At 69.7% G+C, this 10,960-nt stretch carries 9 protein-coding genes and 1 pseudogene; 5 read left to right on the forward strand and 5 right to left on the reverse strand.

The features are described 5' to 3' along the window. Positions 1-202 precede the first annotated feature (202 nt). From Q0C41_RS26225 to Q0C41_RS26235, 3 genes are read left to right on the forward strand one after another with little or no spacing between them, the layout of a single operon-like run. Positions 203-1,201, forward strand: a complete 999-nt coding sequence (locus Q0C41_RS26225) for a Gfo/Idh/MocA family oxidoreductase (protein WP_291989027.1) — start codon at positions 203-205, stop codon at positions 1,199-1,201. A 7-nt stretch (positions 1,202-1,208) separates the two neighbouring features. After that, complete coding sequence (locus Q0C41_RS26230) at positions 1,209-2,795, forward strand: GMC family oxidoreductase (RefSeq protein ID WP_291989028.1); 1,587 nt, start codon at positions 1,209-1,211, stop codon at positions 2,793-2,795. Next, positions 2,792-3,337, forward strand: a complete 546-nt coding sequence (locus tag Q0C41_RS26235) for a VOC family protein (RefSeq protein WP_291989030.1) — start codon at positions 2,792-2,794, stop codon at positions 3,335-3,337. Before Q0C41_RS26230 ends, Q0C41_RS26235 begins: the two co-directional genes overlap by 4 nt. Here Q0C41_RS26235 and Q0C41_RS26240 read toward each other — a convergent pair. Further along, positions 3,334-4,863 carry a reprolysin-like metallopeptidase gene (locus Q0C41_RS26240; RefSeq protein WP_291989031.1) on the reverse strand — a complete coding sequence of 510 codons (1,530 nt, stop codon included), beginning with the start codon at positions 4,861-4,863 and terminating at the stop codon, positions 3,334-3,336. The two genes, Q0C41_RS26235 and Q0C41_RS26240, sit on opposite strands and share 4 nt — an antisense overlap. A 272-nt stretch (positions 4,864-5,135) precedes the next feature. On the opposite strand from Q0C41_RS26240, the gene Q0C41_RS26245 reads away from it, so the two are divergent. Next, complete coding sequence (locus Q0C41_RS26245; RefSeq protein WP_291989033.1) at positions 5,136-5,606, forward strand: EVE domain-containing protein; 471 nt, start codon at positions 5,136-5,138, stop codon at positions 5,604-5,606. Positions 5,607-5,640: 34 nt separating this feature from the next. Beyond that, positions 5,641-6,447, forward strand: coding sequence for a hypothetical protein (locus Q0C41_RS26250; RefSeq protein WP_291989035.1), 807 nt, complete (start codon positions 5,641-5,643; stop codon positions 6,445-6,447). Here the strand turns inward: Q0C41_RS26250 and Q0C41_RS26255 are convergent. The 4 genes and pseudogenes from Q0C41_RS26255 to Q0C41_RS26270 all read right to left on the reverse strand — a co-directional run. Beyond that, positions 6,413-7,633, reverse strand: coding sequence for an ATP-binding protein (locus tag Q0C41_RS26255; protein ID WP_291989043.1), 1,221 nt, complete (start codon positions 7,631-7,633; stop codon positions 6,413-6,415). The two genes, Q0C41_RS26250 and Q0C41_RS26255, sit on opposite strands and share 35 nt — an antisense overlap. A 60-nt stretch (positions 7,634-7,693) precedes the next feature. Beyond that, positions 7,694-8,899: an MASE1 domain-containing protein gene (locus Q0C41_RS26260; protein ID WP_291989037.1), complete on the reverse strand. Its 1,206-nt coding sequence runs from the start codon at positions 8,897-8,899 to the stop codon at positions 7,694-7,696. A 48-nt stretch (positions 8,900-8,947) separates the two neighbouring features. Further along, the gene (locus Q0C41_RS26265) at positions 8,948-10,546 is read right to left on the reverse strand and encodes an ATP-binding cassette domain-containing protein (protein WP_291989039.1); all 1,599 of its coding nucleotides are present in this window, start codon (positions 10,544-10,546) and stop codon (positions 8,948-8,950) included. 98 nt (positions 10,547-10,644) lie between these two features. After that, positions 10,645-10,960, reverse strand: a pseudogene (locus tag Q0C41_RS26270) (hypothetical protein); the annotation flags it as partial.

A 10,960-nucleotide genomic window follows, 5' to 3' on the forward strand; every position in this document is an offset into this window, starting at 1 on the left:
GCCGACGCCGGCCAGCGCGCGCCGCGGGGGGGGGCGCCGATGGCGGCCGGCGCGGCGCTCGTGGCCACGGGCCATGTTGGGAACGTCGAGGCTGCCGCCGCCCCTGCCAGCCCCGTCAGGAATGCACGTCGCGTCTGAGCCATGGTGTCGGGATCCAGCGTACACTCGACGGGTTGCCCCGTCACCGGGGGCGCCCGCCCTGATGCCTGGTCCCGTCCATCTCGCGTTTCTCGGCTGCGGCTTCATCACCCGGGTGCACTGTCAGCACCTGCGAGCCCTGGGCTCGGACGTCACCTGCAGTTTCGCGAGCCGTGACGCCGGCAAGGCCGACGCCTACCGTCGGGAGTTCGGTGGCGTGGCCGCCTTCGGCGACTACACGGCCGCCATCGCCGATCCCCGCGTCGACGCCGTCGTCGTCGCCGTGCCGCCGCGCTTCCATCTCGACCTCACCCTGCAGGCGCTCGCGGCCGGCAAGCACGTGCTGGTCGAGAAGCCCGCCTTTCCGACCATGGCCGACTACCTCACGGTGCGCGAGGCCCGCGAGCGCGCGGGGCGCATCGTCATCGTCGGCGAGAACGATCACTACAAGCCGCTCGCGGTGACGCTGCGGCGACTGTTGGCCGAGGGGGTCGTGGGCGACCTCGTCTTCGCCCACTTCACGACGATTGCGCACCGCCTGAAGGCGGCCGACGACTGGCGCAACGACGAGGCGATGGCGGGCGGCGATGCGTTCTTCGAGGAAGGCATTCACTGGCTGCACGTAGCCGGCAGTCTCGGGCCGACGATCACGCGCGCGCACGGCTACCGTCCGGCCGTGTCGAGTGACGGACCCGACCGGCGCGCCAAGAGCCTGCTGGTCGGCTTCGAGTACGATTCGGGAGCGGTCGGCGCGCTGTACTACTCGCGCGAGATTCCGTCCCTGTTCCGGGGCCTGCGCCTGTCGAAGCTCTTCGGCCGCGACGGCGTGATCACGTTCGAGTCCAACGGCGCGTTCGTGGTGGCCAGACGTCGTGGTCGCCTGCCACGACTGATCCTGCCCGGTTTCAGGGACATCCGCGGGTATCAGGCGATGTATCGCGACTTCGTGGTCGGTATCCGCACCGGACGGCCACCGGAGATGCAGCTGGATCGGGCGATCGACGATCAACGCCTCATGGACCAGATCATGACGACCGCCGACGCCGGGCGCGCGCAGCGCTGACGCCACGATGCAGACGCACGCCTTCGACGTGGTGATCATCGGGTCGGGTGCGGGAGGCGGCACCGTGGCGCATGCGCTGGCCTCGACCGGCCGCCGCATCCTGGTGATCGAGCGCGGCGGCGACGTGCCGTCCGAGCCGGAGAACTGGAGCCCGGCCGCCGTCTGGAAGGACCTGCGCTATCGGACCATGGAACGCTGGGTCGATCGGGACGGCCAGGAGTTCCAGCCGTATACGCACTACAACGTCGGCGGCAACACCAAGTACTGGGGCAGCGTGCTCTATCGCCTCCGTCGTGAGGACTTCGGCGAGATCGCTCACCGCGACGGCGTCTCCCCGGCCTGGCCGATCACCTACGACGATCTGGCGCCCTGGTACGACGAGGCCGAGCGGTTGTACCAGGTCCACGGCGACGCCACCGCGGATCCCACCGAGCCGCCCCGCGGTCCCTTTCCGCACCCACCGGTCCCGCACGCCGAGGCGATGCAGGCCGTCGTCGCCGGCCTCGAGCGTCAGGGGTTGCATCCGTCGCCGCTGCCGCTCGGCCTGATCGAGCCCGGCCGACCTGGCGGCTGTCAGCTGTGCAACACGTGCAACTCCTTCCCCTGCCGCATCCATCGCAAGAGCGATGCGGACGTGTGCTGCGTCCGCCCAGCGCGGGAGGCCGGCGTGACCGTGTGGACGCACGCCCTGGCGCGTCGGCTCGTCACGAGCCGCGACGGCACGCGGGTGGAGGCCGTCGACGTCGAGCGCGACGGCCGCGAGATGCGCGTCGAGGCGCCTCTCGTGGTGGTCGCGTGCGGTGCGGTGAACTCCGCAATCCTCCTGCTCCGATCGGCGACGCCGCAACATCCGCGCGGCCTGGCCAATTCGTCGGGCCTGGTCGGCCGCCGCTACATGGCGCACCTGGCGACGATGATGCAGGGGTTCTACCCGTTCCGGGTGAACACGGCCGTGTTCCAGAAGACCGTGGCGATCAACGACTTCTACCTGCGCGGCCGCCACGGGTCCTATCCGCTGGGGCAGATCCAGTCACAGGGCCGCACGCACGGCCTCATGGCCAAGGTCGTCGGCGACACATGGTTCGGCGGGCACGTGACGTGGATTCCCGAGTGGGCGTACGACGCCTGGGTCGCCCGCGGTGTGGACTGGCTGGCGATGTCCGAGGATCTGCCTCACGTCGACAACCGCGTGACGCTGACCGAGGACGGACGCATCCGGCTGGAGTACACCCCCAACAACGAAGCGGCGCACGAGGAACTGGTGCGTGAAGCCTCACGCATGCTGCGCCGGCTCGGGGCGTGGAAGGTCATGGCCCACTCGCACCGCAGCAAGAACACGACGCATCAGTGCGGCACGCTGGTGTTCGGCCACGAGGCGTCCTCGTCCGTCCTCGACACCTATTGCCGGACCCACGACGTGTCGAACCTCTTCGTCGTCGATGCCTCGTTCTTTCCGTCGTCCGCGGCCGTCAATCCCGGCCTGACCATCGTCGCGCAGGCCCTGCGTGTCGCCGACCACCTGCGGCGCACCGATCTGCGCCTTCCGGAGGACGCCGCCGCCGGCACGACGCCCGCGGCCGCGCAGCGCCCATGAAGGTCCAGTCGTTCAGTCACGTCGGCATCACCGTGTCCGACTTCCACCGGTTCGTGCAGTTCTACTCGGACGTGTTCGGGTGCCCGCTGGTGGGGGTGTCGGATGCGCCACCCGAGCGGGTGCGCAGCTTCTTCGGGGTCGGGCTGGATCATGAGGCCCCGCGCTGCAAGATCGGGTGGATTCGCGTGCCCGGTGGGGCCACGCTCGAGATCTTCGGCTTCGAGCCGCAATGCCCGCCCGAACGGATTCCCTGGAATCGCGTCGGGCAGACCCATTTCAGCTTCGAGGTCCGCAACATCCACAAGTGGCACGCGTGGCTGCAGGCCAAGGGCCTCGAGATCGTGACGACGCCAGAGCAGTCGCCGCGAGGGCACTGGTTCTTCTTCGTCCGCGACTTCGACGGCAACCTGATCGAGCTGATCGACCTGCGGCACATGTACTACGTGCTCGGCTGGCTCGGCCCTCTCGGGGGCTGGTTGTTCCGGCGCGGCATGTATCGGCAGTACTACGAGGGCACGCCGCCCGCGCCGGGTCGCAGCTAGCGCTTGGTGCGGCCCGCCTTGGGCGCGGCCTGGCTGACCGCGATCTGCGTGCCGGCGATGGTCACCACCGTGCTCCGCGCCGCGCCGGTGTTGGACGGCGTGGTGACGGTGACGCTGCTGTTGCCTGTGCCGCTGGCCTTGGTGAGCGCGGCCCATGCGGCACCCGACGAGGCCGTCCACGCGCATCCCGCCGGGGTCGACAGCGACACCGACTTGGAGCCGCCGCTCGCCGAGAAGCTCAGCGACGTCGTGGAGACCGTGTAGGTGCACGTCGGCGTCACGGGGCCACCGCCGCCGCCGAGACCCTTGAAGGCCGCCACCGTCGCGGCGTTGGCGTTGAGCGCGCGCGCGTTGTCCTGGCTGCTCGTGCCCGTCGGCGCCCCGCTGTAGATGACGGTCGGGTTGGACATGTACGCGATGCGCGTGGCGCCGCCGTACGACATGACCGTGCGGAAGAGGCCGGACGGATGCTGGTAGCCGTAGGCGTAGGGATACGAGGGCGTGCTGGTCGCGTTGGCCGGGTCGTGGTGGAGGCCCTGGTTGTGGCCGACCTCGTGCGCGTAGGAGAGGTTGCCCACCGCGCAGGTGCGGTCGACGACGTTGAAGGCCGCGCTGGCAAACGAGGTGGAGACCGTGGTCATCAGACTGCCGATGCCGCACGCGCCGGACGTCGCGTAGCCCTGGCCGATGAGCGAGACCACGTCGGCGCCGTACTGGGTGCGCAGGGCATGCACCTCCTCGAGCTTGCCGTCGCCGCTGCTGCGAATGGCGTTCAGGTCGGTGCTGATGCTGGTCGGGGTCTCGACCCAGTTCACCGGGGCGGCGTACACGAGCGTCAACTGCGCACCGATCCCGCTGTTGCGGTAGACGAGATTGGTGGTGGCGACCGAGTTCAACGCCAGGCTCTCCATGGCCGCCCGACCGCCTGCGGCGGTCTCGGCGGCGGGTGTCCACACGATCATCACGTCGATGCCGACCGGCGTCCCGGTGAGAGCGGCCTCGGTGGTGGCGGCCGCAACCGCCTGGTCACCGACGAAGCCGTCTGGCGCCTCCAGGACTTCGAACTGGAAATCATCGAACATCGGATCGTCGGTCGGGAAGGCACCGGGGTCGAGCTCGGTCACGGTGTACTGACCGTCGGGGTCGATGGTGATCTCGAACGTGCGGTTGTCGGCAAACACGGTCCCGGTGACGACCCCACGCACGGCGGTCAGCACCGCCTGCGCCCCGTTCTCGCCGTCGCCGACCCACACGGCCTTGTCCGCACCTGGACGGCTGAACGACCGGCGGGCGAACGTGACCTGGACGTCGTCGAACAGCGCCAGCCGCAGGGCCTGGGCCTCGAGGGCGGCGGGGTTGACGCGAGCCTTGCGCATCCGTCGCGCGGGCACGTCGCGTCGGGGGGCCGCGGAGGCCGCCCGTGGGGCGACGAGCAGCTCCGGCACGGGCTGTGCGACCACCGAAGCGGAGGGGAGGACGACGAGGAGCGAGGCGAAGAGGGAGGGGACGATCAGGTGTCGGGTCATTGATGGGCGCGTGTGCACGGAGGGGCGACACGCTGTCCACTTCCAGTGCACGGCTGCGGCCAACCCCGTCCCGGCGGGATTTGCTCGAATTGTGGCGAGAACGGCGTCGGGTTCGCCTCGGCGTCGTCGAAATACCGACGAAGAAATTACACTTTACGCACCCGGCTCATCTTCATGAACCCCATCACTATGACGTTTCCGTACGGACAGACGGGGACGATGTCGAGCGATGGACCGGGGGCCCATCCCTTCCTCGAAAGGTGAGGCATCACATGTCCCGACGGTGCTGGTTGATGAAGTGCGAGCCAGACGCCTACACGATTGCCGACCTGGCGCGTGACGGCCGCACGAGCTGGGAAGGTGTGCGCAACTACCAGGCGCGCAACTTCATGCGTGATCAGATGCAGGTGGGCGACGGCGTGCTGTTCTACGCGTCGAACGCGAGCCCCTCGGGGGTCACGGGGTTGGCGGAGATCGTGCGGCCGGGCTATCCGGACCATTCGGCGTTCGTCCCCGGGCACGACTACTACGATCCGGGCAGCACGCGCGACTCCCCGACGTGGTTCATGGTCGACATCGGATTCGTCGAGCGATTCCCGTCCACCGTGCCGCTGGACGTGCTCAAGCGCACCGCCGGGCTCGAGGACATGATGGTGACACGCAAGGGGAGTCGCCTGTCGGTCCAACCGGTGACCCCGGCCGAGTACGACATCGTCGTGGCGCTCGGGCGCGCGGCCGGATGAGCCGCTGGCGCAGGATGTGCTTCCGACTGGGCCCATGCCCCTGAACGACGTCCTGCTCGGTGAACTGCGGTCCGGGCTGCCACGGCTCCAGGGCGCCAGGGTCTCGGCCGTCCTCCCGGTCTACCGCACGGTGATCGAGGAAGTCCTGCCGCTGCTGCCGGGATTGCCGGACGGCGTCTCGCTCACGCTCGGCACCGACCAGCAGGTCCAGGTGCGGTACGGGTCGTTCTACGCCAATGCGACGCTGCACCCGGACGTGTCACTGCGTCCCACGCCCGTCGTCACGCTGGAACTGGCCTCGCAACTGGTGGCGTGGGGGCTGCAACGTGCGCCGCTCCCGTCTTTCGTGCGGCTATCAGGACGTCTCGTGCACATCTGGCTGGCCGAGATTCCCGCACTGGGCGACGCGGCGCCACTCTGGCCTCATGTCGCGAGTCTCACCTGCCGGTCCACGGCCGGCGGTCTCCAGATCGACGCACGCCTCCACGTGGCCGGCGCGGGGCAGCCGCTGCCGGCGTTTACCCGTTCGCCCCGTACTCACGGAGATCGACCCATGACCGAAGGACGCCTGCAGGCCTGGTTGCGCCATCAGGTCGAGACCGGGCTCCCGGCGCTGACCGGCGCCAGGATCGCGGGCACCGTGCCCCTGCCCGTCACGCTGCTGAACGAACTCCTCGCCGAAGCCGTCGCCGAGGCGGCCGAGGGCCGCTCGGCAGGCACGTCCGCCGCCCCGCGCGGTGGCCCCGATCTCGCCATGCTGGCGCGGATGGTGCGGCACGTGCGTGTCGATGCCGCGCCGGGTGTGGTCACGATCGATTTCGCCGTGGGTGCAGACGGCTGAGCGTGGTGAGCAGGGCATCGCGGTTCACGGGCTTGGCGAGGTGCGACTGGTACCCGGCCTCGATGGCGCGACGGCGGTCCTCGTCACGAACCAGCGCCGTCAGGGCGACCGCGGGGATGTCGGCCCCCTCGTCGGGCGGCAGGGCCCGCACGGCCTTGATGAACGCGTAGCCGTCGACGCCGGGCATGCCGATGTCCGCCACCAGCACGTCGGGGTGCTCGGACCGCACCAGCTGCAGGCCGTCTTCGGCGCCGGCCGCGGTCAGCACACGCGCGCCACTCGCTTCGAGCAGATGGCTGCACACCTCACGGGCATCGGGGTCATCGTCCACCACCAGCACGGTCAGGCCGCGATGCGGCTCGACGACGGGGGAGGGTGTGCCGGTGTGCAACGGAACGGGATGCGGGCCGGTGCGCAGGGACGGCAGTTCGACGGTGAACGTGGCCCCGAGGCCCTCGCCGCGACTCTCGGCGCTCACCGCGCCGCCATGCATCTCCACCAACTGACGCACCAGGGCCAGGCCGATGCCGAGGCCGCTGTGGCGGCGGGTCGTCGATCCGTCGGCCTGGCGGAACCGGTCGAACACGTGGGGCAGGAAGTCGGGGGAGATGCCCTTGCCCGTGTCGTTGACGCGAATGCGGGCGCGGCCGTCGACCTGGTCGACCTGCACGCGGATCTTGCCGCCCGGCTCGGTGAACTTCACCGCGTTCACGAGCAGGTTCCAGAACACCTGCTGCAGGCGCTCGGCATCACCGGTCACCAGGAGCGGCGCAGAGGGCGCCTCCTGGTACAGGCGGACGTCCCGCGCCGAGGCCGCCGGCGTCACGGCCAGCACCGCATCACGCACGACCCCGACGACGTCGATCGGCTGCGCGTCGAGGCGCAGCCGTCCGCCCCCGAGGCGACTGAGGTCGAGCAGGTCGTCGATCAACTGCGTCTGCAGTCGCGCGTTGCGGGCGATGGTCGCCAGCCCCGACTGCAGCGCGTCGGCGGTACGCGGCCCCGACTGGAGAATCTGCGCCCAGCCGACGATGGCATTGAGCGGCGTGCGCAGTTCGTGCGACACGGTCCCGAGGAACTCGTCCCGCAGGAGCATGGCCTGCTCGGCTTCCTGGCGTGCCGCGCGTTCGCGCGTCAGCAGGCTCTCGCGCTCCTGTTCCGCGAGGCGTCGTTCCGTGACGTCCATCGCCACGCCGACCAGGCCCGTCAGCGTGCCTTCGGCGTCGAAGGTGGCCGTGCAGGACTCCTAGATGTGGACGAGGCGTCCGTCGGCGCGAGCAAACCGATAGGCCAGCTTCGCGGCGGGCTGCTGGGGCGTGACCGCTGCCAGCACGTCGCTGAACTGCTGGCGGTCGTGCTCGTGGACACGAGCGATGAAGGCCCTTGCCGACCCACGCTCGGCCTCGTCGGGCGGTAGCCCGAGGATCTCGGCGCACTCCGAGGTTCGTTCGACCATGTCGCTCGCGCGGTCGAACTCGAAGCCGAAGGAGTGCGCTGCGGCCAGCGCCAGGTGCAGCCGGTGCTCGCGATCCCTCAGGGCCTGCTTGCCGCGTCGTTCGTCGGCGACCACGGCCAGCACGAGACACGTGAACGAGGCGGCGGTCACGAACTGCTGCAGCAGGACGTAGCTGACATCGGCGTCGAAGGTCCGGCTGAGGATGCCGACGCCCATCGAGGCACCGGCCACGCCGATGACGGTGGCGGGCAGCAGCGCGAGCGTGGCGCCGCGCACGCCGAACGCGAGGCTGCTCCAGAGCAGGGCGGGGAAGACCATCCACGTCATGCCGAGCGCCGGCCGCGACCCGAGGAAGACCCAGGCGCTGATGGCCGAGGTCACGGCCACGCACCCGAGCAGGGGGAGCCAGTAGCGGGACGTGCGGGGGACGGGTTCCCCCGTGCCCCAGGCCAGGGCGAGCGGCGTGACCACCAGGACGCCGCCGACGCTGCCCAGCCACCAGCGCAGCCAGGTCCCGGCCAGGGCCGTGGTGGGGACGCCCGCCCCGAGCCACATCGCGGAGGCCCCGAGCGTCGCGCCGACGACAGACGCCGCGATGCCCCCACCGAGGCCGAGCCACAGGACGTCGCGCAGCCGGGTCAGCGCAGGATCCAGGCAGCCCCAGTGGGTGATGAGCCAACTGCCGAGCCAGGCGGTGAACGCATTGCCGCCGGCGATCGCGACCATCAGCCCCGGGGACAGCTCGGGATCGGCGAGCCAGAAGGCGAGCAACCGACCCACGAGGATGGTCGGCCAGTAGTGCCGACCGTAGAGGAGGAGCACCGCCAGTGCAGTGCCCACACCCGGGAAGATGGGGGTGGACGTCCGGCCGGCGGTGGTCCAGAACGTCCCGAGGTGGGCGCTGACGAAGTACACCGCGGCGACGACCAGCGTGATCATCACGCCGCGTCGCATCGTCGCGAGCTGCACCGAGGCCGGTGCGGAGGAGCTGGACATGCCGCTTCCGCGCGCGCGGGGCGCGCTGGAGGCGATGCTAGCGCATTTCTACGCCTTGGCCGCCTCGTACTCCTCGTACGAGCCCTTCCAGTCCTCGATCCCGTCGCGCGTGCAGTGCCACACGCGGGTGCCGACCTCGTCGATCAGGTCCTCGTCGTGCGTGACCAGGAACACGGTGCCCTCGTACTTCTGCAGGGCGATGTTCAGCGCGTTGATCGACTCGAGATCGAGGTGGTTGGTCGGCTCGTCGAACACCAGCACGTTGGGCTTCTGCAGCATGAGACGGCAGAACAGCAACCGGGCCGTCTCGCCACCGGAGAGTGCCGCCGTCGGCTTGTGGCCTTCCTCGCCGCTGAACAGCATCTGCCCGAGCAGGCCGTGGATGTCCTGTCGCGCGGCGTCGGGCGCGAAGCTGTGGAGCCACTCGACGGCCGTCGTCCCCTTCGCGATGGCGCCCGTGTGGTCCTGCGAGAAGTAGCCGACCGACACCTCGTGCCCCCAGCGCACCTGCCCGTCGTCGCGGGCGGCCGGATCGGGATCCACGCCGGGGGCATCGGCCAGCAGTGCCTTGAGCAGCGTGGTCTTGCCGACGCCGTTGCGGCCGACGATGACGATCTTCTCGCCGCGATTGACGACAGCGGAGAAGTCGCGAATGACCTCGAGGTGCTCGTAGGCCTTCGCGACGGCCTTGCACTCGAGGGCGAGCTTGCCCGACGGTCGCTCGATGGCGAACTTGATGAAGGGGCGCTGGATGTTGGACCGCGCCAGCTCGGTCGTCTGCAGGCGCTCGACTTCCTTCTTGCGCGACGTCACCTGGCTCGATCGCGTGCCGGCCGAGAAGCGGGCGATGAAGTCGTTCAACTGGGCGATCTTCTTCTCGCGCTGCGCGTTGTCGGACTCGATCTTGCCGCGGATCTGCGTCTTGGCGACGACCATGTCGTCGTAGCCGCCGGTGTACGTGATGATCGTCTCGTAGTCGATGTCGGCGATGTGCGTGACGACGGCGTTGAGGAAGTGCCGATCGTGCGAGATCACGATCAGCGCGCCCTCGTAGCGCACGAGGAAGTCCTTCAGCCAGTGGATCGAGTCGAGGTCCAGGTGGTTGGTCGGCTCGTCCAGCAACAGGGCCTGGGGCTGCCCGAAGAGCGCCTGCGCGAGCAGCACCCGCACCTTCTGGCCGCCCTGCAGTTCCTGCATCGTGCGTTCGTGCAGCTCGTCGGGAATGTCGAGACCAGCCAGCAGGATCGCCGCATCACTCTCGGCGCTGTAGCCGTCTTCCTCGCCGACGATGCCCTCGAGCTCGCCGAGGCGCATGCCGTCCTCGTCGGTCATGTCGACCTTGTCGTAGAGCGTGTTGCGCTCTTCGAGCGCGGCCCACAGCCTCGCGTTGCCCATGATGACGGTGTCGACGACGCGGAACTGGTCGAAGGCGAACTGGTCCTGACGGAGCACGCCCAGCTTCGAGGGGCGGGTGACCGCGCCCTTCTGCGGCTGCAGCTCGCCCGTCAGCAACTTCATGAACGTGGACTTGCCGGCGCCGTTGGGGCCCGTCAGGCCATAGCGGCGGCCCGCAGAAAAGGTCGTGGTGACGTCGTCGAAGAGGACCTTCGACCCGTACCGCATGGAGACGCCGTGGACAGCAATCATGAAAAGCCTCGCGGCAGGGGCCGCAAACTCTCCATTGTACCGGAGTCCGGACCCGGACTCGGGGCGGGGCGCGGCGCGGTGGTGAACCGTGCGGCAGCCTAGGCAAAACTCTGCCTCAGCACCCAGTCGCGGAGGCGCGGCGGCAGCACCCGCACGACCAGCCGCAGCACGTGCGCGTCGAGGCCCACGTACGACCGTCCGCTGCGGCCGCTGCGCTCGACCACCCGGCGGACGTGGGCGGCGACGCGTTCCGGCGTGGAGCCGAAGCGCTCGGCCACGGCCACCCGGCTCCGCAGGACGCTCATGCCTCGAGCGTACGAAGCCGGTGCGTCGGGTGGCAGGGCGCGCACGGCCTCGTCCATCTGCGACCCCGACTTGGCGAGGAATGGTGTCCGAACGCCCCCAGGCAGGACG

The organism is Luteitalea sp. (genome assembly GCF_022842525.1).
In the GTDB taxonomy this organism is placed as follows: domain Bacteria; phylum Acidobacteriota; class Vicinamibacteria; order Vicinamibacterales; family Vicinamibacteraceae; genus Luteitalea.